General features: G+C 65.5%; 24 protein-coding genes, 1 tRNA gene and 1 pseudogene. 9 read left to right on the top strand and 17 right to left on the bottom strand.

Going from position 1 to position 22,855, the window contains the following annotated elements; translation table 11 throughout:
- Positions 1 to 75: 75 nt before the first annotated feature.
- Entirely contained in the window at positions 76 to 1,263 is a 1,188-nt protein-coding gene (locus V3G39_05485) for a Glu/Leu/Phe/Val dehydrogenase dimerization domain-containing protein (GenBank protein ID XAS77491.1), read from the bottom strand.
- Positions 1,264 to 1,384: 121 nt separating this feature from the next.
- A complete protein-coding gene (locus V3G39_05480) occupies positions 1,385 to 1,999 on the bottom strand; it encodes a TetR/AcrR family transcriptional regulator (protein XAS77490.1) in 615 nt (204 codons plus the stop codon).
- A gap of 196 nt (positions 2,000 to 2,195) precedes the next feature.
- On the opposite strand from V3G39_05480, the gene V3G39_05475 reads away from it, so the two are divergent.
- The 4 genes from V3G39_05475 (at position 2,196) to V3G39_05460 (ending at position 8,098) form a co-directional block, all read left to right on the top strand.
- A complete protein-coding gene (locus V3G39_05475; GenBank protein ID XAS77489.1) occupies positions 2,196 to 3,005 on the top strand; it encodes an SDR family oxidoreductase in 810 nt (269 codons plus the stop codon).
- Between the two features lie 65 nt (positions 3,006 to 3,070).
- Positions 3,071 to 5,239: an acetate--CoA ligase family protein gene (locus V3G39_05470; GenBank protein XAS77488.1), complete on the top strand. Its 2,169-nt coding sequence runs from the start codon at positions 3,071 to 3,073 to the stop codon at positions 5,237 to 5,239.
- A complete protein-coding gene (locus V3G39_05465) occupies positions 5,236 to 6,426 on the top strand; it encodes an acyl-CoA dehydrogenase family protein (protein XAS77487.1) in 1,191 nt (396 codons plus the stop codon). The genes V3G39_05470 and V3G39_05465 overlap by 4 nt, the downstream gene beginning before the upstream one ends.
- Before the next feature lie 46 nt (positions 6,427 to 6,472).
- The gene (locus V3G39_05460) at positions 6,473 to 8,098 is read left to right on the top strand and encodes a thiamine pyrophosphate-binding protein (GenBank protein XAS77486.1); all 1,626 of its coding nucleotides are present in this window, start codon (positions 6,473 to 6,475) and stop codon (positions 8,096 to 8,098) included.
- Positions 8,099 to 8,280: 182 nt separating this feature from the next.
- Here the strand turns inward: V3G39_05460 and rplL are convergent, their stop codons facing one another.
- The 8 genes from rplL to V3G39_05420 all read right to left on the bottom strand — a co-directional run bounded on the left by rplL (position 8,281) and on the right by V3G39_05420 (position 13,434).
- Complete coding sequence (rplL, locus tag V3G39_05455) at positions 8,281 to 8,658, bottom strand: 50S ribosomal protein L7/L12 (protein ID XAS77485.1); 378 nt, start codon at positions 8,656 to 8,658, stop codon at positions 8,281 to 8,283.
- A gap of 84 nt (positions 8,659 to 8,742) precedes the next feature.
- Positions 8,743 to 9,318 carry a 50S ribosomal protein L10 gene (gene rplJ / locus V3G39_05450; GenBank protein ID XAS77484.1) on the bottom strand — a complete coding sequence of 192 codons (576 nt, stop codon included), beginning with the start codon at positions 9,316 to 9,318 and terminating at the stop codon, positions 8,743 to 8,745.
- Between the two features lie 294 nt (positions 9,319 to 9,612).
- Positions 9,613 to 10,410, bottom strand: coding sequence for a hypothetical protein (locus V3G39_05445; GenBank protein XAS77483.1), 798 nt, complete (start codon positions 10,408 to 10,410; stop codon positions 9,613 to 9,615).
- Between the two features lie 156 nt (positions 10,411 to 10,566).
- Positions 10,567 to 11,286, bottom strand: coding sequence for a 50S ribosomal protein L1 (rplA, locus tag V3G39_05440; protein ID XAS77482.1), 720 nt, complete (start codon positions 11,284 to 11,286; stop codon positions 10,567 to 10,569).
- Positions 11,287 to 11,387: 101 nt separating this feature from the next.
- Complete coding sequence (gene rplK, locus V3G39_05435) at positions 11,388 to 11,822, bottom strand: 50S ribosomal protein L11 (protein ID XAS77481.1); 435 nt, start codon at positions 11,820 to 11,822, stop codon at positions 11,388 to 11,390.
- Positions 11,823 to 11,935: 113 nt separating this feature from the next.
- Positions 11,936 to 12,913: a transcription termination/antitermination protein NusG gene (gene nusG, locus V3G39_05430; protein XAS77480.1), complete on the bottom strand. Its 978-nt coding sequence runs from the start codon at positions 12,911 to 12,913 to the stop codon at positions 11,936 to 11,938.
- A gap of 102 nt (positions 12,914 to 13,015) precedes the next feature.
- On the bottom strand, positions 13,016 to 13,273 hold the full coding sequence (gene secE / locus V3G39_05425) for a preprotein translocase subunit SecE (protein ID XAS77479.1): 258 nt from the start codon (positions 13,271 to 13,273) through the stop codon (positions 13,016 to 13,018).
- A gap of 88 nt (positions 13,274 to 13,361) precedes the next feature.
- A tRNA-Trp gene (locus V3G39_05420) sits at positions 13,362 to 13,434 on the bottom strand.
- Between the two features lie 235 nt (positions 13,435 to 13,669).
- Here V3G39_05420 and V3G39_05415 point away from each other — a divergent pair.
- Positions 13,670 to 14,695 carry an adenosine deaminase gene (locus tag V3G39_05415; GenBank protein XAS77478.1) on the top strand — a complete coding sequence of 342 codons (1,026 nt, stop codon included), beginning with the start codon at positions 13,670 to 13,672 and terminating at the stop codon, positions 14,693 to 14,695.
- A gap of 51 nt (positions 14,696 to 14,746) precedes the next feature.
- On the opposite strand, the gene V3G39_05410 is transcribed toward V3G39_05415, so the two are convergent.
- The 3 genes and pseudogenes from V3G39_05410 to V3G39_05400 all read right to left on the bottom strand — a co-directional run bounded on the left by V3G39_05410 (position 14,747) and on the right by V3G39_05400 (position 15,272).
- Complete coding sequence (locus V3G39_05410; GenBank protein ID XAS77477.1) at positions 14,747 to 14,884, bottom strand: hypothetical protein; 138 nt, start codon at positions 14,882 to 14,884, stop codon at positions 14,747 to 14,749.
- A gap of 46 nt (positions 14,885 to 14,930) precedes the next feature.
- Complete coding sequence (locus tag V3G39_05405; GenBank protein XAS78182.1) at positions 14,931 to 15,185, bottom strand: TetR-like C-terminal domain-containing protein; 255 nt, start codon at positions 15,183 to 15,185, stop codon at positions 14,931 to 14,933.
- A 21-nt stretch (positions 15,186 to 15,206) separates the two neighbouring features.
- Positions 15,207 to 15,272: pseudogene (locus V3G39_05400) on the bottom strand (hypothetical protein).
- A gap of 49 nt (positions 15,273 to 15,321) precedes the next feature.
- On the opposite strand from V3G39_05400, the gene V3G39_05395 reads away from it, so the two are divergent.
- The 4 genes from V3G39_05395 to V3G39_05380 all read left to right on the top strand — a co-directional run bounded on the left by V3G39_05395 (position 15,322) and on the right by V3G39_05380 (position 19,909).
- Complete coding sequence (locus V3G39_05395) at positions 15,322 to 16,239, top strand: hypothetical protein (protein ID XAS77476.1); 918 nt, start codon at positions 15,322 to 15,324, stop codon at positions 16,237 to 16,239.
- A gap of 325 nt (positions 16,240 to 16,564) precedes the next feature.
- Positions 16,565 to 17,740: a cytochrome P450 gene (locus V3G39_05390; GenBank protein ID XAS77475.1), complete on the top strand. Its 1,176-nt coding sequence runs from the start codon at positions 16,565 to 16,567 to the stop codon at positions 17,738 to 17,740.
- Positions 17,741 to 17,750: 10 nt separating this feature from the next.
- On the top strand, positions 17,751 to 18,902 hold the full coding sequence (locus tag V3G39_05385) for a glycosyltransferase family 4 protein (protein ID XAS77474.1): 1,152 nt from the start codon (positions 17,751 to 17,753) through the stop codon (positions 18,900 to 18,902).
- A gap of 167 nt (positions 18,903 to 19,069) precedes the next feature.
- Entirely contained in the window at positions 19,070 to 19,909 is an 840-nt protein-coding gene (locus V3G39_05380; protein ID XAS77473.1) for a hypothetical protein, read from the top strand.
- 73 nt (positions 19,910 to 19,982) lie between these two features.
- Here V3G39_05380 and V3G39_05375 read toward each other — a convergent pair whose 3' ends face one another.
- The 4 genes from V3G39_05375 to V3G39_05360 form a co-directional block, all read right to left on the bottom strand.
- The gene (locus tag V3G39_05375; GenBank protein ID XAS77472.1) at positions 19,983 to 21,053 is read right to left on the bottom strand and encodes a UDP-N-acetylmuramate dehydrogenase; all 1,071 of its coding nucleotides are present in this window, start codon (positions 21,051 to 21,053) and stop codon (positions 19,983 to 19,985) included.
- Positions 21,054 to 21,119: 66 nt separating this feature from the next.
- Positions 21,120 to 21,551: a MaoC/PaaZ C-terminal domain-containing protein gene (locus V3G39_05370; protein XAS77471.1), complete on the bottom strand. Its 432-nt coding sequence runs from the start codon at positions 21,549 to 21,551 to the stop codon at positions 21,120 to 21,122.
- On the bottom strand, positions 21,548 to 22,036 hold the full coding sequence (locus V3G39_05365) for a MaoC family dehydratase N-terminal domain-containing protein (protein ID XAS77470.1): 489 nt from the start codon (positions 22,034 to 22,036) through the stop codon (positions 21,548 to 21,550). Before V3G39_05365 ends, V3G39_05370 begins: the two co-directional genes overlap by 4 nt.
- A 104-nt stretch (positions 22,037 to 22,140) precedes the next feature.
- Entirely contained in the window at positions 22,141 to 22,830 is a 690-nt protein-coding gene (locus V3G39_05360) for a class F sortase (GenBank protein ID XAS77469.1), read from the bottom strand.
- Positions 22,831 to 22,855: the final 25 nt, after the last annotated feature.

The raw sequence follows: 22,855 nt of genomic DNA, 5'->3' as shown, positions 1-22,855 counted from the left end.
CTTCCGACCAACGCCAGAAGGCGGGTACCACGGGACTTCCCGTGGTACCCGCCTTCTGGCTTCATGGGGATGAGGTCAGCCGACCGAGGTGCCGAAGCGCTCGTCGATCGCCGTCAGGTTCGCCTCTACAACCCGCTGCGCTGCTGCGCGCGGGGTGATGTGCTCGGCATCGGCCTGCTCCAACATTGCGGTGACCAGGCGGGTCATCGAGCTACGTACCTGGTTGGAGGCGTCTTCGGCATCGGCGCCGACATCGCCGAAAAGGGTCCACCACCACCAGGCGTTGGTCGCGGAGTTCGCGACGAAGTCGGGGATGACTTCCACCCCACGCGCCTGGAGTTCGACCTCTGCCTCGGGCAGGGTGGGCATATTCGCAGCCTCGACGATGTACGTCGCGCTCACCCGGCCCTGGTTCGCCGGGGTGATGCAGTACGAGACGGCGGCAGGGATCAGGACGTCGCAGTCCACATCGATCCAGGCGCCGACGTCAAGATCCTGATCACCCTCAGCAAGCTGCGCGCGGTCGATCCCGCCCGATGGGTCGCGGGAGAGCAACAGCCGTTCGACGTCCAGCCCCTCCGGGTTGACCACCGTGCCGTGCACGTCGGACAGCGCAACGACGCGGACGCCGGCCCGCGCGAGATACCGCGCAGTCGCCCCGCCCATCGAGCCGAAGCCCTGGATCACGGCCCGGGTTCCGACAGGATCAACACCCCGCACCGCGAGCGTGGTCAGAGCGGCCTGGGCGACACCGAGTCCGCCCATCAGCTCCGGCAGGCTGACACCGTCGACCATCACTGCGAAGGCGTCCGAGAGCCGGGTGCGGGCTTCGTCCGGGTCGTCCAGCAGCGGGTAGATCGCCTGGATCGAGTTGACCAGTCCAGCGGCCTGAATTGCTTCATCGATGGTGTCCTGGCGGACTCCCAGATCCTCTCCCGTCGTCCAGTGCTCCGCGAGGATGGACCGGACACCGTCCAGAAAGCGGGTCAGCATGCCGAAAGCGTCGGGGTCGGTGGGGTCGCAGTCGATGCCGCCCTTGGCGCCGCCCAGCGGCACGTACTTGTTGTCGGGCAGGTAGTGCAGCGCTTCCTTGCGGGTCATTCCCGCCGCTAACCCGGCCACTTCGTTCAGCGTGCAGCCGGCGCGCATTCGGAGGCCACCGCTCGATACCCCTCGCACCAGCTTGTCAATGACGACAAAACCTTGTCGACCCGTTACCGGGTCGGTCCAGATCACCTGCATGGTGGGCGATCTGGTGCTCACACCTGAAATGGTGGGTACAGCGACTGACATGAGGGTCCTCCCGTTGTTTTTACTGAACCATGGTGCAGTAAAAGAGGTGGTCGGTCAACCGGGAGGGATGGTCCGCCGGGCAGTTGGCAGCTCAGCCGGATAACGCAGCCTGCGGCTCCAGCCCCAGCTCGTGCGTGACGATCGCCATTGTCCAATCCAGTAGCTCGGTCCGGGTGATCAGTCCGTTGTGCACAATGACCTGCACCGCCAAACCGTCGAGTAATGCGGTGATCCGCCATGCCGCACCCCTGGCATCGCCCGTCACGAACTCACCGGCAGCGACCCCCTCCTCGATGATCGCAATCAATGCTGCGCGCCAGGCGAGATCGAATTCGCTGCCGACCTTCTGCAGCATCGGCTGACGCATTCCCTCAGCCCATCCTTCGATCCACAGGCGCCAGCCATTGGCCCGCCCGGTCGGCGCGTACCAGCTGAGTGCGACCCGTAACCGCTCCCGGGCCGTGCCGCTACCTGAGGTGAGCTCCGCGAGCTTGTCCAGGTCGCGCTGCGCGGCGGAAGCGAAAGTATCGACGATCAGCTGCTCTTTGGTCTGGAAGTGATAGACGATCAGCGCCGCGGAAACATCCAGGTCTGCTGCCACATCGGCGATCCGCAACAGTGCGGTGCCGTGCTCCTCGATCTGACGCATCGTGGCGCGCAAGATCTCCGCACGTCGAACATCTGCATCCATTCGCTTTCTGACCACTTCTGGAGGGTAAGCCACGAGGCGTGACGAATACAGCCAACGACCAGCTCTGCGGTCGGAAATGCACAGGGTGATGCTCGCCTATGTGCAGCCCGGTAATGACCGCTTCCGGGGTCTTGACAGCGCCCTGAGCCTCCAGTCATGCTGAACCATGGTTCAGTAGCTGAATCGCCGATCCTCACACCCAAGGACTGACATGGTGACCGTCCCAGACATCTCCCGCGAGTTCAGCGGTCAGGTCGTCGTCGTAACAGGAGGCGGTAGCGGGATCGGTCGCGCGATCGCCGAACGATACAGCGCCGCAGGCGGCAAGGCCATCGTCCTTGGTCGCCGCGAGGCCCCGCTGCGCGAAACCGTCGACCGCATCACGGCCGCAGGTGGTCTCGCCGACTTCGCCTGCTGCGATATGCGCGATGCAGCAGCGGTCCTGAAAACAATCGACGACGTCGTGCAACGTGAAGGTCGTTTAGACGCGCTCGTAAACAATGCCGCCGGGAACTTCGTCTCCCCGGCAGAGAAGCTGAGCCCGAACGGTTGGAAGGCCGTTATCGACATCGTGCTCAACGGCTCTTTCTACGCCGCGCGCGCTGCTGCTCCGCATATGTTGGCGGCCGGCTCAGGATCGATCCTCAACGTCATCGCAACCTACGCCTGGCACGGCCACCCGGGGACAGTCCACAGCGCTGCCGCGAAGGGCGGCGTCGTGGCGATGACCCGCACCCTGGCGGTGGAATGGGCAGGGCGCGGGGTCCGGGTCAACGCGATTGCACCCGGTCCCACGGAGACCGAAGGGGCCGGAGCAGCGCTCTGGGGCACCGACGAAGCACGGGCCCGCGTCCAGTCAGGGGTTCCTGCAGGCCGTTTCGCGAGCCCCGACGAAATCGCCGAATCGGCGTGCTACCTGCTGAGTGGCCGAGCCTCATATGTCACCGGTGAGGTTCTGGTCGTTGACGGTGGACAGTGGCTCGGCAAATCGATCTATACCGACGAACGAGCGCGCTCCTGAGCGCTGGCCCACCAGGCCTACCCCTCTGCCTCCCCCTTGAACAATGTAAAGGAGAAGCATCACCCGTGACCGCTGGACCCACGAACGCGCATGACACCCTGCGCGTCTTCAATGACCCGGCCTCAGTGGCGGTCGTCGGCGCATCGGACAACCCGGCCAAGTGGGGTTTTTGGCTGGCCCGTGGCGCGCTCGAGGGCCGGCATCGACGTTCGGTGGACCTTGTCAATCACACCCACGACACCGTCCTCGGGCAACCCAGCGCCCGCTCCTTGTCCGAGCTGGATCATCCGCCGGAGCTGGTGGCGCTGGCCGTCCCGGCCGCGGCCGTATCGGCCGTCGTCGCGGAGGGACTGGCCCTCGGGGTCCGCGGATTCCTCGGCGTCACCGCCCACGTCGCGCAGGAAGCCGACCTGGCCCGGCGCATCAGGGACGGCGGAGCACGACTGCTCGGCGCGAACAGCCTCGGCGTGTACGACGCGGAGACAGAGTTGCAGTTGGCGTGGGGTCACTTCCGCCCCGGTCCCGTCGCGATTGTCACGCAGAGCGGCCAGCTCGGCTCCGAGCTGGCGATCAGGTTTGCCCGCAGGGGAATCGGCGTATCCCGCTTCGTATCCGTCGGCAACCAGAGCGACATCGACGCGGCCGAGATACTCGACCAACTGCGGAAGCACCGAAGTACCGAGGTCATCGCCCTCTATCTCGAGGGTTTCGCCAGCGGTGTGCAACTTTTCGAGACCCTGCGACTGTTGCGCGCCACGGGCAAACCGACCCTGCTGCTGACCGTGGGTTCCAGTGCCGCGAGCGCCCGGCTGGCCCGATCGCACACCGGCTCACTCACCGCAGCCACAGATCTGATCGACGCGGCCTGTCGAGCCGCAGGCGTCCTACGCGTGCGGACCCCCGCCGAGCTCGTAGATGTGGCGGAAGGTTTCCTCACCGTGCGCGGCACCAGTGGCCTGCGGGTAGGTATCGCCGGCGACAGCGGAGGTCAGTGCGGCATCGCAGCGGACGTCGCGACAGATGCCGGCCTCATCGTGGCTCCGTTCGACGACAACGTCGAGCAGGGACTCGCGCAGGTGGTGCCGGAAGGCGCCGCTCGGGAGAACCCCGTCGACCTGGCCGGTAGCGGCGAGGCGGACCTCACGGCATACGCCACAGTCATCGAATCGATGCTCGCTGACCCCGGGATCGACGCTGCCGTACTCACCGGATACTTCGGCAGGTACAGCGAGGACACCCCACCCCTGGCGGACCGCGAACTGCAGGTTGCCCAACGCATCGGCGAGATTGCCCAAGAGACCGGTAAGGCCATCGTGGTGCACTCGATGGCACCGGACGGACCCGTTGCTCGTCACCTGTGGAACAGCGGGATACCCGTCGTCGCCAGCATCGAGAAGGCCGTCCGGATGATCCGCGGGCTTTCGGTCCTGCACGCCGAACCGGTTGCCCCTTCACCGACCTCATCCTCGAACGACGAAACCCCCACCTCACCGGGCTACCTCGCGGCCCAACAGCTCCTGACCGCCGCCGGCATAACCATGCCCGACGCCCGGGCCGCGCGGGACCGCAGCGAGATCCGAGATGCAGCACGGACACTGCACCCGCCGTACGTCCTGAAAGCCGGGTGGATCGAGCACAAGACCGAGGCCGACGGCGTGATTCTCGGACTGCTCGATGAGGCCCAGCTCGTCGCGGCCTACGACCTGATGAGCGATCGACTCGGCGAGGGCGAGTACGTCGTGGAAGAACAGGACACTCGCGAGCACTGCCTGGAGATCATCGTCGGCGCACGGCGCGATCCGTCCCTGGGACCCGTGATCGTGCTCGGTATGGGCGGCACCGATGCCGAGGTCTGGCGCGACATCGCCATCGAGTGCGCACCCATCGACGAACCGGGTGCCCTCGCGATGATCAACAGGCTGCGGTGCGCCCCGCTGCTGCACGGTTGGCGTGGCCGACCGGCCTGTGACATCGGGGCCCTAGCAGCCGTGGCAGCCGCGCTGTCCCGACTGGTGTGCGCCCGCGTCGACATTGCGGAGATCGAACTCAACCCTGTGCGAGTCGGACCACAGGGAGCGGTCGCCGTCGATGCACTCCTGGTGCCTGCCGCCCCATGGACCCTGCACACCGTCGTTGCGAACGACCACCCGCACCTGCCGGACCCCCCGCAACCGTCGGCCACCCCACCCCTGATGACCACACCTGAGCACGCTATGGAGGATTCACCGCGATGACCACGACCCTCACCCCCAAGACCGCCACCCCCACGACCATGCCCACCCCATGGCCGCTCAGCGAGGATCAGCTCGAGCTCATCGGGTTGGCTCGCGACTTCGCGCGGCGCATCATCCGACCGCGCGGCAGGGAGGTCGACGAAGCGGACGTGGTGACACCCGTCGACATCTTTGCCGAAGCCGCCCGGTGTGGAATTGCCGATTTCATGATCCCGAGTGAGTACGGCGGCGGCGGGTTCACCGACGTGTTCACCCAGTGCCTGGTCCAGGAGGAGCTGTGCTGGGGCGACCCCGGCATCGGCAACCTCGTATGTTCCAACGGGTTCTTCTCCGACCCCATCATGCTGGCCGGTACTGCCGAGCAGAAGAAGCGCTGGCTGAGCATGGTGACCGGACCGAACGCACCGATGACCGCCCTGGCGACCACCGAGCCCGGCTCTGGGTCGGATGCGGCATCGATCATCACCACTGCGACCCGGGTCGAGGGTGGCTACCGCCTCAACGGGCAGAAGGCCTGGATCTCCAACGCCGGTGCCGCCAAGCTCTACGTCGTCTTCGCCAAGACGGACCGCACGAAACGCTCGGGTGGGGTGACTGCTTTCGTGGTCGACGGAAACGCCGAGGGCCTGAGCTGGGGCGAGCCGATGCGCAAGATGGGTCAGCGCGCCATCGTCTGCCGCGAGGTGTTCCTGGACGATGTCTTCGTCCCTGATGCCGATCGGCTCGGCGAGGAAGGTCAGGGCTTCTACGGGCTGATGGGCACCTTCGACGTCTCACGGGTGGTCCTGGGCGCTGCCGCACTCGGTGCGGCGCGGGCGGCGTACGAGTTCGCGCTCGATTACGCGAAGACGCGGGAGCAGTTCGGCAAGCCGATCATCGAACATCAGGCCGTCGCGTTCCGGCTCGCCGATATGGCGACCCGCATCGAGGCCGCCCGGCTGCTGGTGCATCACGCTGCTCGCACCCTGGACGCCGGTGTGTCCGCACCTGGTCTCGCTGCGATGGCGAAGCTGACCGCGTCCGAAACCGCCATGTTCGTGACTCATGCCGCCGTGCAGACCCTCGGCGGGTGGGGCTATTCGCGGGAGTTCCCCGTCGAGCAGTGGATGCGGGACGTCAAACTCGAGGAGATCGAGGAAGGCACCTCCGACATCATGCGCCTGGTGATCTCCCGCAATCTCGGCTGAAGACTCCTGCACCCGACCGGCATCTGACACCACCTCGAAGGACCCCATGAATATCACCTCGAATGCGACGCCGATCGAGATGACGGGAGGTGCCGCGCTGATCCGCGCACTGGAGCAACACGGTGTGGACACCGTCTTCGGCATTCCCGGCACGCATAATCTCGCCGCGTACGCCGCACTGGCCGACTCCCCCATTCGGTCCGTCCTGACCCGACACGAGCAGGGTGCGGGCTACGCGGCCGACGGCTACGCCCGGGTCACCGGCCGTCCCGGCGTCGTTCTCACCACGACCGGTCCCGCGATACTCAATGCCGTGGCCGCGGCCGCTCAGGCATGGTCGGACTCGGTGCCGGTGCTGTTCATCTCCCCCGGTATGCCGCTCACCCACCCGGGTCGGGGCAACGGATACCTGCACGAGGTGAAAGATCAGCACGCCGCGCTGGATGCGGTAGTCGCCTACAGCCACCGCGTCACCAGCGTCCAGGAGATTCCCTCGGCGGTCGCCTACGCGTTCAGTGCGATGCAGACGGGCCGGCCGCGCCCGGTGCACATAGAAATCCCCATAGACCTCTTCGAGCAGTCTGGGCCGGTCCGCATGCTCGCTCCCGTCATGCGACCGGTCGCGAGCGCCGACACCGCAGCTGTGGCTACTGCGACGGACCTGCTCCGCTCCGCCCGACGGCCGACTGTGATTGTCGGCGGCGGAGCCCGCGGGGCTGCACCCGAGGTGCTGCGGATTGCCGAGCGGCTGGCAGCGCCCGTGCTCAGCACCGCCAATGGCAAAGGTGTCTTCGATGAGGAACACCCGCTCAGCGTCGGCGCGGGCCTGCATCACCCGTCAGTGGCCCAGCTGCTCGCCGACAGCGATGTCATCCTCGCGATCGGGACCGAACTCGCCCCGTCCGACCTGTGGAACGGTCCGCTGGACCTGGACGACCGACTGGTGCGCATCGACATCGACGCGATGTCCGTGGTCACCAACGCCGATCCACGGGTACGCCTGGTCGGTGCCGCTGACACGGTGCTGGAGCAGCTGCTGGTGGACATCGGCGACCATGACGCGGGCGCGCCGCGGGAGGATGACCGGGCCCGAGCGGCCCGCGAGGCCCTGGCGGGCGACGCCCGGACCGAAGGTGCACCGTGGGTCGACATCGTGGCCGCGCTGGCTTCTGTCGTGGACCAGGACATGGTGCTTGCCGGGGACAGCACGATGGTCTGCTACTACGGCGCGCTCAGCGGACTGCGGGTACGCCGGCCCGGTGGATTCCTCTACCCGACCGGCGTGGGAACACTCGGCTACGGGCTACCGGCCGCGATCGGCGCATCACTGAGCGGCCGTACCCAGCGGGTACTGGCCCTGATCGGCGACGGCGGCGCGATGTTCACCCTGCCCGAACTCGCGACGGCTGCCGCCCTGGGGTTGGCGCTGCCGATCGTCATCGTGGACAACGGCGGATATGGAGAAATCCGCAACGAGATGGATGACCGTGGCGACACTGTCCACTCGGTGCGGCTGGGTGGTATCGACTTCGCCGCCATCGCGCGCGCAATGGGTTGCCACGGCATCACAGTGCAACGCCCGGAGGACCTGGCAGCCGAGATCAGCACGGCCTGGGGCGCCGACCGACCGACGGTCCTGCACATCAGCGAACACAGCCGCGCCAGCCAGTAACCGCGGCCCCCGCCCATCCGTAGGTAACCCGACACCGGACCCGCGAGGGTGATCTAGGAAGGCCGCAGACAGCGAAACGGCGGGCCTGGCCTCTGAGAGGTCTGGCCCGCCGTCGTCCTGCGGGTCCGCGGAAACCGCGGGGTGGGTGGGGCAGGTCGAAAGACCTGCTCACACCCGGGAGATCACTTGAGCTCGACGCTTGCGCCGGCTCCTTCGAGCTGCTCCTTGGCCTTCTCGGCCGCAGCCTTGTCGACCTTCTCCAGAATCGCCTTGGGGGCGCTGTCAACGAGGTCCTTGGCTTCCTTCAGACCCAAAGAAGTCAACGAGCGGACCTCCTTGATGACCTGGATCTTCTTTTCGCCGGCACCGGTCAGGATGACGTCGAACTCGTCCTGCTCGGCCTCTGCCTCAGGGGCGGCAGCGCCTGCAGCGGCAGCTGCAACCGGAGCGGCTGCGGTGACGTTGAAGGTCTCTTCGAACTGTGAAACGAACTCGGAGAGCTCGATGAGGGTCATTTCCTTGAACGCGTCAAGGAGCTCGTCAGTGCTGAGCTTCGCCATGATGGTGGCGTCCTTTCTGTTGGTCGTGCTGCCAATGAGTGGCGGGATGTGATGTGTGCACTGAATCTGTGGTGTCCACAGGTCTCAGCTTTCGTCGCCACCCTCGGCGACGTCGGTCTCGGGTGCCGGCGCGGTGGCCGGACCCTCCTGCTCGGTCTTGGCGCGCAGCGCCTCGACCACGCGAGCCGTCTGGGCAAGCGGCGCCGCGAACAGCGCTGCTGCACCGCTGAGCGATGCGTTCATCGCTCCGGCGAACTTGGCGAGCAGGGTTTCGCGCGACTCGAGAGCCGCGAGCTTGTTGATCTCGTCTGCGGTGAGAGGCTTGCCGTCCAGGACGCCAGCCTTGATCACCAACAGCGGGTTGGCCTTGGCGAAGTCACGCAAGCCCTTGGCCGCCTCAACCGGTTCCCCGGTAATGAAGGCGATCGCGGACGGACCCTGCAGCTGGCCGTCGAAGGCGGTAACGCCCGCATCGGCAGCAGCACGCATGGTCAGCGTGTTCTTCACCACGACATAGGTCGCGTGCTCACGAAGATCTGATCGCAACTGGGTCAGCTGCGCCACGGACAAGCCGCGGTACTCCGTGAGAACGGCCGCATCGGACTGGCGGAATTTCTCCGTCAGTTCGGCGATGGCAGCAGCCTTGTCAGGTTTCGCCATGCGGGCCTCCTTCGATGGTGTGGCCACCGGGGTGAAGCCCCGACATACGAAAAGAGCCCCGGCGCAGTGGCGCGGGGCTCCCAGATGCGCTCGGCCTCATCGGCTGGACGCACACGTCAACTTGATGCTGACGTTGCCTTTTGCTCACCTGCGCTGGTTGCCCTGCCTCGAATGGCGGGACCTTCGGCGAGCTCGGGTGAGCTTGCAACCGGCGGTCTTCGGTGATGCCAGCATAGGAGGACGGCCGGGTCAGCACCTAATCGGCACTTGTCCTGCGGTGTTCACCGGAGGAACTCAGGTGGCTGAGCTGTCTCCGGGAATGGCTGCGACCTGGGAGGCCGGGGGCGCCTGCACATTTACCGGTGTCCCGTAGTCGGAGTAGGTCTCGCGTCTGGTTCCCGCCGGTGAGGTGACGACCGTCAGGACGGGACGGTTCTTGGCGTCGAGTTGATCGGTCACGGTGATACCCGTTGCCGGCGAGGAGGTGAGGGTTGTTCCTGACGCAGTCGCCGAGGTGACAGTCCATTGCACCGAGTCGCTCACGGCAGCCCCGTCGGCGATCTGGAGCAGCGGCTTGAAGGCCTCGGCGAGCGTGCCGGTGCTCTTGTCCGTGATCTTCACCCAAGGCTTTGATCCGACGCCCAGGCCTTTCAGGTAGGCAACCCCGCCAATGATGATGATGGAGATCTTTGTTTCGCCCGCGGTCTCCTGCACGCTTCCCTGCGTGGCGCCGTGAACGAGCTTGATGTGTCCGACCGCCGCCAGCCCAGCCGCTGTCAACCTGACGGCGTACGACCCGCCTGAAGCAGCCACCGCCGCCTTCACGACCCGCTGAAGCTTCTGGGATTCGACTTTCTGGCCCTTGGTGAATGTCTTCGCAGTACCGGCAACGCTCGAGGTTGACGACCCCGTACTGGTCGACGAGGACGGTGCGCTGGTGGACGCTCCGGACGGTGAACTCGCACCCTTGGTCACGGAAGGCGGGTTGGATACTGCTGGAGCCGCCGTACCGGAGTTGGAACCGCAACCGGCAATCAGCAGCGCGCCGGTGACCACCGCCCCGACACACGTGACGTTCTTGCGGACCTGCATGAAAACTCCCCTTTGACAGAACGAACACCAGCACAACGGACACCGCGGCTGGAGGGGAATTTATGCGGCCCACCTGGGAGTCGACTGGACACTGCGGACAGCGAACCGCCCCGCGCCGAGGATCGGCGCGGGGCGGTTCGGTGAAAGGTGCGGGAGTCAGTTCTCGCCGTTGTCATCGCCCATGAGGTTGCGGGTCCGCGAGGAGTCCAGCGGAATGCCCGGGCCCATCGTGGTCGACATGGTGGCCTTGCTGATGTAACGGCCCTTTGATGCCGAGGGCTTCAGACGCAGGATCTCTTCCAGCGCTGCGCCGTAGTTCTCCACCAGCTTGACGTCATCGAATGACACCTTGCCGATGATGAAGTGCAGGTTGGAGTGCTTGTCGACGCGGAATTCGATCTTGCCGCCCTTGATTTCGGTGACTGCCTTCGCCACATCCATCGTCACGGTGCCGGTCTTCGGGTTGGGCATCAACCCGCGCGGGCCCAGCACCTTGCCCAGGCGCCCGACCTTGCCCATCATGTCCGGAGTGGCGACAACGGAGTCGAAGTCGGTCCAGCCGCCTGCGACGCGCTCCAGCAGCTCATCGGAGCCGACGTAGTCGGCGCCTGCTGCTTCAGCCGCAGCTGCCTTGTCGCCATTGGCGAAGACCAGCACGCGGGCCGTCTTACCGGTGCCATGCGGCAGGTTGACGGTGCCGCGGACCATCTGGTCCGCCTTGCGGGGGTCGACGCTGAGGCGGAAAGCAACCTCGACGGTGGCGTCGTACTTCGTCGTGGAGGTTTCCTTGGCCAGTTGAACTGCGTCCAGCGGGGCGTAGAGGGCGTCGCCGTCGATCTTCTCGACTGCGGCGCGGTAGGACTTGCTGCGCTTCATGGTGCTGCTCCTTCAGTGGTGATGCGTGGGAGTTGTGGTCCACGGGCCGAAGCCGGCCCTGCCACGGGTATGCCGACCCGGCTGGGTCGGCATACCGGGGATCACACTTCGGTGTCGATACCCATCGACCGGGCGGTACCGGCGATGATCTTGCTGGCCTGCTCGATGCTGTGAGCGTTGAGGTCGACCATCTTCTGCTCGGCGATCTCGCGAACCTGCTCTTTGGACAGCTTGGCGACCTTGGTCTTGTGCGGCTCGCCAGAGCCCTTGGCGACACCGGCGGCCTTTTTGATCAGCTCGGCTGCCGGGGGCGTCTTGGTGACGAAGGTGAACGAACGGTCTTCGTAGACCGTGATCTCCACGGGGATGACGTTGCCACGCTGGGCTTCCGTCGCGGCGTTGTAGGCCTTGACGAACTCCATGATGTTGACACCGTGCTGACCCAGCGCGGGGCCGACGGGAGGTGCTGGCGTCGCGGCGCCGGCCTGGATCTGCAGCTTGATGAAGCCGGAGACCTTTTTCTTCTTGGGGGGCATGTCGTTGTTACTTCCTGTTGTGGTGGTGGGACTACGCCGTGGGCGATGACCCGGTTGCACACCGCTGATCCGAACGTATCGGGCAGGCGGCTGTGTTCAAACGCGTCCGTCGATCAGAGCTTGGAGACCTGCTCGAAGGACAACTCGACCGGGGTCTCCCGGCCGAAGATGGAAACCAGAACCTTGAGCTTCTGGGTATCGGGGTTGATCTCGGACACCGTCGCGGGCAGCGTCTCGAACGGACCCTCCATGACGGTGACCGACTCGCCGATCACGAAGTCGACCTCGGCGACCTCGGCGCGCTTCTTGCTTGCGCCGCCTGCTCCTGAACCGCCATCTGCGGTGCCTTCGGGCTCCTCGAAGACCGGGTTGAGCATCGTGACGACCTCGTCGAGCATCAACGGTGAGGGCTGGTGGGAGTTGCCGACAAAGCCCGTGACACCTGGAGTGTGGCGAACCGCACCCCAGCTCTCGTCGGTCAGATCCATCCGGACCAGGACGTATCCGGGCATCCGGACCCGGGTGCCGAGCTTGCGCTGGGAGTTCTTGATCTCGGTGAACTCCTCCATCGGCACCTCGACGGCGTAGATGAACTCCTCCATATTGAGGTTGGAGATACGGGTCTCCAGGTTCGCCTTGACCCGCTTCTCATAACCGGCGTAGGAGTGCAGGACGTACCAGTCTCCGAATTGCGCGCGCAGGTCTGTGAGGTAGGCCTCGCGCTGCTGCGCAGCAGATGGTGGCGCGTCTTCGGCGGCTTCCACCTCGGCGGCGACATCAGCTTCATCTGCTTCCGCGTCGAGCTCCGCCTGACTGCCCTCGGCGACCTCAGGGGCATCGGGGATCCCGGACAGATCGACCTCTTCGGTGTCTGTGTCATCGGCATTGCTGAAGTCAGTGGCGTCGGTGGCGGCATCTCCGGGATCGGCCATTGCGCGCTGTCGGGAATCGATATCCCCGTCGGCGTTCTCCGCGTCGAGCTCGGCAGCCAGGGTGTCGTCGGCCGAAACCGTCTCGCCGGAGCCTGCGTCGACAGATACGGAATCCACCATGTCGGTGTCAGAGCTCTCGGGCGTCCATTCGTCCGTCATTGAACTGCTTCCTGCTTCCTTCAGTGCGTCATGCATGATTCGTGCGGGGCGCGTCTGCAGAGGGTGTCAACAGCGAGACGCATAGGTCTTAACGACTCCGGGTCAGGTGCCGAGCACAAAGGAGACGAGCCGCTCGAACAGTCTGTCCAGACCGACCACGAACGCCATGATGAAACAAATGAAGACGACGACGACGCCGGTGTAGTTGACCAGCTCGCTCTGCGTGGGACGCACCACCTTGCGGATCTCGTCCAGCACCTGACGGATGAACAAGATGATCCTGGCGACGAATCCCTGCCGACCCGGATCGCCGGGCTTGCTCGAACCGCGGCGCGCGGCGGTCGTGCTGATGTTCGTCACGGGCGAGGCTCCTCTTCGTCGTATGTACTTGCTTCTGACTGGCTCACCGCAACACGAACTGATGTCCGCATCGACCGGTGGGTCAACGCAGGGCACGAGGGACTTGAACCCCCAACCCCCGGTTTTGGAGACCGGTGCTCTACCAATTGAGCTAGTGCCCTTCGAGCCGCTACCTGCGCGACTCAACTGATAGACAACGTCCGCCGAGCGACCTGCCTTCATGCGGGGTGTCAGGCATGCTCCGCAAAAGGACAGCAGTCAGCGTGGCGATCGTCAACCATCAGCGCTCAAGTGTACGCGACTGCGGCGACGAGGCGCGAACCGATGACCTGCCCCGCGCAGTGCGCCAGGTGCCTGAATCGTCCGATCACCCTGGCGCAGTACGGTCGGCCCATCATGCGATCCACGGCGCACCTACCCAAAGCGCATCTGCACCTGCATTTCACCGGTTCGCTGCGCATCCAGACGTTGCACGACCTCGCGCACCGCCATCACCTACGCCTGCCGGACTCGCTGCGCGCCGACTGGCCACCCACTTTGAGCGGGGCCGATGAGCGTGGCTGGTTTCGTTTCCAGCGCCTGTACGACGCTGCTCGGGCCTGCGTTCGTGACGAGTCCGACCTGCGCCGCCTGGTGCGCGAAGCAGTGCAGGACGACGCCGCAGAAGGTTCGCGGTGGCTGGAGCTGCAGGTGGACCCGACCTCTTACGCAGGCCCGCTCGGTGGAATCACGCCCACGCTGGAGATCGTCCTGGACGAGGCGACCGCCGCGGGCACCGACGCCGGCGTGGGTGTCGGCCTGATCGTCGCCGCATCCCGGATGAGGCATCCGTTCGAGGCCCGGACACTGGCCCGACTGGCATCCCGACACGCTGGCCAGGGCCACGGGCGCGTCGTGGGGTTCGGCCTCAGTAACGACGAACGCCGCGGTGACACCGCCGAGTTCGCGCCGGCTTTCGCTATTGCCCGCGCCGCCGGCCTGGCCTCCGTGCCGCATGCCGGCGAGCTACTGGGACCGCAGGCCGTCAGCCAAACCCTCGACGCGCTTGCGCCCGACCGCCTCGGCCATGGCGTGCGCGCGGTCGAGTCCGACGCGGTGCTGGAGCGCGCACTCGAAGCTGGCGTCGCCTTCGAGGTGTGCCCCGGTTCCAACATCGCACTCGGGGTCTACCCGACGCCGGACCAGATCCCGCTGCGCCGGCTCTACGACGCCGGCGCCCAAATCGCCCTCGGCGCCGACGATCCGCTGCTGTTCGGCAGCCGGCTGACGGCCCAGTACGACATCGCCCGGGATGATCTGGGTTTCAGCGATGCCGAACTCGCCGAGCTTGCCCGTCGTTCGCTGTATGCCTCCAGGGCACCGGCGCAGATCAAGAAAAAGGCGCTCGCGGACATCGACACATGGCTCGCCGCCCCGGGGTAACGCAAACCGGCAGAACGACCAGACCAGGGCTACCCGGAAGCAGTGAACAGGTCAGGTGGCGCGCAACCCCAGATAGTCACTCATTGCGGTCACCTCGAAGTCGAAGAGCGCCCCGGCGTCGGTGATTCCGCCCTCGAACCTGCCGAACATCTCGAAACTGAGTGCCCCGAAAAGCTGAGTCCACGCCACGTGCCCGCACGATGATCGTTGCCGGGACATCTGTGAGTTGCAAGAACTATGCGACGCCGTCGGTATCGGCGCGCAGGCTCGCGGCCATCGGATCGTCCGCTGCAGCGTTGCTGCGGGTGGTCGACGCCGCATCATGGACGATCTGCGCGAACACCCGCTGCGGACGACTGGCAGGTCCGACGGTGTCCTGCGGCGCCTGATATCCGGGAACGGGGCTGCCGTAGAGCAATGCGTACTCGTGGGGGTGGGCGAGCTCTGCGCTCTCGGCAGCGTCGGCGAGCTCGTCGTACGCATCGACCACCAACGTGGTGAGCAGCTCATCCCGGCTGGCGAAGTAGCGATAGACCGCCGAGGAGACAACTCCGACGTCCCTGGCGACGGCCCGCAGCGAGAGATCCGCTCATCGTGATGCCAGGTGCGCACGAGCGACCCGCTTGATGTCTTCGGTCATTTCGGCACGGATGCGCTCGCGAGTGCTGGTGCGCCCTTCGACTACCGCACTATGCGCGACGGGCCACGACGTACACGTGGTCACCCGCAGCGGAACAACCGTGGCCGGGGCCCTACCGGTGGTGGCAGATGCGTGCGATGGCGCGCGGTTGACGGAGATCTGCGCAGGCTCCGTCGCGATCTACAACTGCGTCAACCCGCCGTACGACACGTGGCCGCAGAGCTGGCCACCGATCGCGCGGGCACTGCTGTCTGCGGCGGCAGCCTCGGTAGCCGTGCTCGCGACGGCCGGCAACCTCTATCCGTACGGGCCGCTGAACGGGCCGATGACACAGGGCATGCCGGACCTCGGCACCGGCACCAAAGCAGTCGTGCGCGCAGTCATGACACGGGAGGCCATGGACGCGCACCGGGCTGGGCGGCTCCGGGCTGTCGAGGTGCGCGGTAGCGACTACCTCGGCGGCAACTCCTACCTCGACGCAGTGGTGACGCCCGCCTACCGCAAGGGACGTACCGCCTGGGTGCCCGCCGATCTGGATCTGCCGCACACCTTCACCAATGTCCGCGACATGGCCGCAACCCTGGTGGCAGCGGCAGCCGACGAGGGCAGTTGGGGCACCGTCTGGCATGCGCCGAGCGCGCCGCCGATCACGCTACGCGAGCTGACGCGGCTCGCCGCGAGCCGGCTGGGCGTAGCACCGAAGGTCCGCTCGATGCCGTACGCCGCGGTGTGGATGGGTGGGGTGTTCAACCCGTTCGTCAAAGAGCTGCGCGAGACGCAGTGCCAGTTCCGCAGGCCCTACGTCATGGACTCGACACGCGCACAGGAATATTTCGCAATTGCACCGATCACCATTGAGGAGTCGGTCCGGACCGACCTCGAGCACAGCGCGAGCCGCCTCTGATGAATTCCCGCCGCTGCGCGGCTCACGGCAGTTCAAGGCCCTGGTGACTACGTCGAGGACAGCGGGGCCCGACTCCGTAGAACACTCAATTTTTGCCGCCGCGGATCAGGTCCTGGCGGGGTCCATGGCATGGAACGCCTAAAGTCCTGCTTAGATCAACGGCGACTACCGCAGCGGTAGTGGTAAGCGCAGATGATGTCGACAGGAGGCCAGGCTGTTGATGCCCGGGTGGCTGCGACGCACGATCGCTCGCAGACTACTCGCGACGTCGGCGTCCCGGCGGCATGGACTTTCGGCTGTGACGGTGCTGCCGAAAAAGGTCACCATGCCATTACGGCGCGTCGGCCTGGATCCGGTCAGCGAGCTGGCTGACAAACGCGCCGCAGCGCCGGTGACCAAACTCGGCCGGGTGTTCGGCATCACCCTGTGGCTCGTCACCGGATACGAACAGACCCGTCATGTCCTGGAGGACCGCAACAGTTTCAGCACCGACATCCGGCCGTTCATGGGTGCGCAGTCCTCCACCGACATCGCCGGCCTCGGATTCACCGACGCACCCGAACACACCCGCCTGCGCAGAATGCTCGTCCCGGAGTTCACCGCTCGCAGGCTCGCCTCGTTCGTGCCCGACGTCGAGCGCATCGTGGAAGAGCAGTTGGATCGGCTCGAGGCCCAGGGCGGGCCGGTCGACCTCGTGTCCGAGTTCGCATTTCCTATCCCGTTTGCGGTGATCTGTGAGCTGCTCGGACTACCGGTCGATGAGCGGCGACGATTCCAAGACTTGGGCCGGGCTCGCTTCGACGTCAACGGCGGGGGGCAGGGGGCATTCGGGGCAATGTCGGACACTCAGGAATTCCTGATGCAGGAAGTGCACAGGCAGCGCTCGCAGCCCGGCCCCGGGCTGATCGGCAACATGATCCGTGCGCACGGTGACCAGATCGACGACATCGCGCTCGCGGGGCTGTGCGACGGCGTGTTCACCGGTGGTTACGAAACATCGGCCAGCATGTTGGCCCTGGGCACGATGGTGCTTCTACAGCGCCCGGAAGCAGCCGCCCGCGTCCGCGAGGACGATGGGCTGGACGCGCTGATAGAGGAGCTGTTGCGGTACCTCAGCGTCGTACAGATCGCCTTTCCGCGTTTCGCGCTGCAGGACATGACCTTGTTCGAGCATGTCGTCAAAAAGGGTGATGTCGTGATCTGCTCGCTCAGCGGGGCGAATCGTGACCCCGTGTTCGGAACGGACTCAGAGGCGTTCAGCAGCGACCGCGACCGTCAACCCCACCTTGCTTTCGGGCGGGGCATGCACCGGTGCATCGGCGCCGAACTCGCCCGGATGGAGATGCGGGTGGCATTTCGCGCCTTCGCTCGCCGTTTTCCGCACGCCGAGTTGGCCACCGAGGTGGGCACTCTGGACTTCCATGACCTGTCAATCGTGTACGGCGTCCGGTCCCTGCCTGTGCAGCTGAACGTCACCTCTCCCGCTGCGTACCAAGTCTGAGGACGGCGCAATGAGAATCGTCCACGTCGCAGACTCCTTCCCACCGGACGTCGGCGGGATCGAGCGGCAGGTGGAGACACTGGCACGCCGACAGCTCTCCGAGGGCCATGACGTCACGGTCATCACCGCGGTCGCAGATACGGGTCCGGTCGACAGCGATATCCCGGTCGCGCGCGCTGCATCCGGGCGCTGGCTCACCGTGGCCTTTCCCTGGCGCAACCACGCGATGGTGACGCAGATCCTCGACCGTGGCGATGTCGACATCGTGCATGCCCACTTCACCGTGATCTCGCCGCTGGCGATCTTCGTCACCCGCGAAGCATCACGCCGGGGCATTCCCGTCGCGGTCACCGTGCATTCCCTGTGGTGGAAGGTGGCCATCGCGACGCGCGTATCGACCCTGCCGTTCGGGTGGGGCCGGATGCGGGCAGCGTGGTCCGCGGTGAGCTCGGTTGCCGCGCAACATGTGCATCGGACGCTTCGCGGGGTCGATGAGGTATCTGTCCTTCCCAATCTGATCGACACGCCATGGTGGAAGAACCAGGGACCGATGCGCGTCGCAGACGGCGAGATCCGGATGGTGCTGGTCGGTCGATTGAAGAAACGCAAACACGTGGACGAGTTCATCGACGTCCTCCCACAGGTGCGGCAGCGGGTCCCGGTCGGCACGCGGGTGAAGGTCAGCATCCTGGGCGACGGACCGCGGCAGAAAGACCTGCAGAAGCAAGTTGAACGACTGGGCCTGTCCGACTGGGTCAGCCTCCTCGGGTATCACCCGTCCGAGGAGATCCGGGCGATCTGCCACGACGCCGACGTGTTCGTCGCCTCCTCACGGCAGGAAGCCTTCGGGATCGCCGCGCTGGAGGCCCGCTCGGCGGGGCTGCCCGTGCTCGGATACCGCCGCAACGGACTGTCCGATTTCATCACCGACGGGGTGGACGGGCTGCTCGTCACCGACGCCGCAGCGATGGTCGAGGCGATCGTCACGCTCGTCAACGACCCGCAGGAACTGGATCGACTACGCACGAATGCAGCAGCACTCCCACCCGGAGTCAGCCCGCAGGACGCGGTACGGGCCGAGACAAACCTCTACGCACGGGCCCGGGCCATGCGCACCGGAGGACCCTTGTCCACCTCACGGCGCCGGTCCGTGTCGCGCTGAGGCAGGAACTCAGCTTTCGCGTCACTCTCTGGATTTCGGGTCACCCCCGCATCACAGTTTTCGGATTCGTGTCACCAACGGGGCCGGCACTCGCCCGATGAACGAGCGGTGGCTGGTGATCGGTCAAAAATCCGTTCCGCCGCCTGCTGCACTGGTATACCTGCAGAATGAATCCTGGGCCGGGTAACGAATCGAAGCTGGCGGTATCAGCAGAGCGGATGAAGCGTCATAAATTCGTCTGGCCGCTCGGAGCGTTCGTGATGTCCGTTGTAGCTCTCGCCGGTTTCCTGGGTGCATTCGAGGACTTACGGGCCTGGTCCGAAGCGAGGTTGCACCCGAACAAGGCCGAGTACGAGCGCATCGCCTCCCTTGAGTTGGGGATCCGCCCCACGGTTTTCGACAAGATGTTCGATCCTCAGAAAATTGTGGATCTTTGTGGCCTGGAGCAGCCCTGCACCAATCCGAAGCCGACTCACCTACAGATGTACGTCAGTGAGAAGCCGAATCTCGTAGTGCGCGCAGTGTTCGAAAACGACCAACTTGTCATGTACCTCGTGACCCTCAAGAGTGGCGAGATCACGCCACCGATGTCGTGGCTCGGTAATGAGCTCGGTCATCTTGGGGATGTCTCGATGCAGGATGCCCTCGAAAATGTTCCGGCCGGACTAAACAGAAATATCTCATTCCTGGATCCTGCCGGCGGGAAAGGAAAAGTGTTCTCGACAGTGGTGTCGACTGGTATGTCGGGGAGATATCCAGGACTCGTGTTCGCCTCCGATCCCCGCGGTGGCGGCGGTTCCCGCTCCGGCCTCGACCTGAAGCACGGCGAACTCATCCGCCGCGCGCTGGACGAAGGACGCCGCCCTGCACCCAGCGACGTGGCCGCCTTCAATCAAGGTTCGGCGCCCAATACCTACGGGATATTTCAAGAAAGCGGACGCATGGGCCAGTTCTTCAAGGATCCTGCAAACGTGGCATACACCGTCCTGGCAGGATCCCCAGGCTAGGGTCAGGCGCGCATTTGCCGACACATTTTCTTACAGCTGAGCAGCGGCGGGCAGCGCACAACGGGTCTCATGTTCAGATGGTGTGGCCGACCATCACCGGTTCGGCGACCAGCGTGATTCCGAACGCATCGTGGACTCCGTCGCGGATCTCACGGGCCAGCGCAGTGATATCGGCGGCGGTGGCGGTGCCTCGGTTGGTGATAGCGAGCGTGTGCTTGGTCGACAACGCGGCGGGGCCGGGCATGGCATAACTCTTACCGAAACCGGCCTTGTCGATCAGCCAGGCGGCTGCCGTCTTGATGCCCTCATCGGCGGTGAACCTCGGCGGGGTCGGACCATCCGGGCCGAGAACCTGCGCAGCGCGGCGCTCGAATATCTCGAACGCCCGCGCACTGAGGATCGGGTTGGTAAAAAATGATCCGCACGACCAGGTGTCGTGGTCGGCCTCGTCCAGCACCATTCCCCGCCGGGCCCGTTGGGCAAGTACCGCGGTACGGGCTTCATCCAGCAAGACCCGGTCCCCCACCTGCACCCCCAACTCGGTCGCCAGATCGGCGTAGGCAATCGGCTGGGACCGGTCGGCCGGACGCAGCTGGAAGAGCACATCGAGCACGACGTACCGATCGGTGTCCTTGAACATCGAATGCCGGTAGGAAAACCGGGCGTCGGCGTTGACGATGGTGCGCACACATTCCTCACGCCGATCCCAGACCCGTACCGAGGCAATCGTCTGGGAAACGTCCTGGCCGTAAGCGCCGACGTTCTGCACCGGGGTCGCTCCGGTGAGGCCCGGAATTCCGGACAGGGCCTCAATTCCGGACCAACCCTGTCTGCAGGCGTAGGCCACGAAGTCATCCCAGGATTCACCGGCCGCGACCCGCACGAACACCCCGCCGCATGCGTCGTTCGATTCGACCGTGATTCCGGTCGTCGCGATGCGCAGGACACTGCCCGCAAAACCCTCGTCCGCTATCACCAGGTTGGAGCCACCGGAGAGCACGAGCAACGGTTCGTCCGCATCGTCACATTCACGGACCGTATCGACGATCTCGTCGATGCTCTCGGCGATCACGAGTCTGCGTGCCGGTCCGCCGACGCGCATCGTGGTCAACGCAGCCAGCGGGATGTCCTGCAGTTCCTTCACACGCAATCCTTCTCGAGGGCTTCCTCGCGCCGCTTCCTGCACGCCGGTTCCTGCATGTCGCGCGGGTCAGGCAAACGAGACGGTTGCGAGCGCGCGGGTCAGGACCTTCGCCCCACCGCACGTCACCATCAGCTCGACGACAGCACTCACGGCGGCTTCATCCACCGACTTCACCGCCGCCTCGACCAGCAGGTCCGCGCCACTGTCGTGCGGGACCGGGACCGGAGCGCTGAACCGCACCGAGTAGTGCGTCACCCGCCCCGCGTCGCCAACCCAGTCAACGACCACCTGTACCGCGCTGCCCATCGTGAGCATGCCGTGCGCGATGACGTCGGGCAGCCCCACGGCCGTTGCGGACTGCTGGTCCCAGTGGATGGTGTTGAAGTCACCGCTGGCACCGGCATACCGGACGAGGGTGGCCCGGTCCAGGTGAATGACCCGTGCGGGCAGCTGTGCCCCGACAGTTGGCAACTGCAGCCGTCCATCCTCGGTACTCATGCGCGCTCCCCTGCGTCGTCCTTGCCCTCGGTGTCCTTGCCGTCACTGCCTCGAACAACCAGCAACGAGGTAGCAGTCGTGGTGGGCTCGCCGTCAACCGTGGTGATGACCGTCTGCAACGTCACCATGGAGTGACCACCGGCCGAGCGCACCTTGGTCACGGTGGTCGCCGCGATGATCTCGTCGCCGGCGACCAGCGGCCGGTGATGGTCGAACTTCTGCTCACCATGCACGACGCGTGAGTAGTCGATCGCGGCTGCGGGGTCCGCGACGACGGCGTACTCGGCGCGTTGGGCGATGCTGATGGCATACGTCGGCGGCGCGATCACGTCGGCATAGCCGCGCGCCCGGGCAATCCGGGGATCGGTATGCACCGCGTCGGTCGCGCCGATCGCCATCGCGAACTCGGCGATCTTGGCGCGCGAGACGACGTAGGGCGCGATACTCGGATAGGTCTTGCCCTGCACCGCAGGATTCACAGCCATGAGACGCGAGCGTAATCGAACCGGTGCCGGCGCACGTCCTCCTGCCGATGTCAGCATCGCCTGCGCTGCAGCGGCAGCCCCTGATGGCGGCCTGGATCAGGACGTCAGGCGGTCAGTTTGGCGTAGACGACGGTGTTGTTACGGAGATGACCTGTCTGGGTATCGAAGGTGCCCCCACAGGTGACCACACGTAGTTCGGGGCCGGTCGTGTTCGCGTAAACGGTGTTGGTCGGGAAGTTGGTCTTGGGGTAGCTGGCCACCTTGTACACGGTGAACACCAGCACCTTCCCGTTCTTGGTCGTGACGCGCACCTCAGCACCGACCTTGACTTGCGCCAACTTGTAGAACACCGCTGCACCGCGGGAGCTGGTGGAGTGCCCCACGATCACGGCTGGCCCATCCGCGCCGGGCATCGGCGACCCGGTGTACCACCCGGCATCATCAGCCAGTTTGTCGGTCGGTACGGCGATCTCCCCGGCAGTCGTGGTGCCCAACCGCAGCAGGGGTGACCCCTCGGTGATGCTGGGGATGTCGACCTTCGTCGGTAGCGACGGGGCCACTGCCGGTGTCGTCGTGGCGCTGGTGGGAGCCGGTGTTGAGTTCGGCGTGCCGCCGTTGCTCGTTTCGGGCACCGTCGAAGCAGTGGTGGCCGTCGAGGTGGGCAAGGCAATGGGCCCGTTGTGCGGGGGCCGGTGCAGGCCCCACACGATCGCGACAGCTCCGGCCAGAACCAGGCATGCGCACAAAAGCCCGATACCGATACTGCGACTACGTAGACGTCTCTGCTCATTCATGGGGAAGTTCCTACCCGTGGATCAG

Source organism: Dermatophilaceae bacterium Sec6.4 (assembly GCA_039636865.1).
Lineage (GTDB): Bacteria > Actinomycetota > Actinomycetes > Actinomycetales > Dermatophilaceae > Allobranchiibius.
This window is presented reverse-complemented; position numbering and strand designations above follow the sequence as displayed.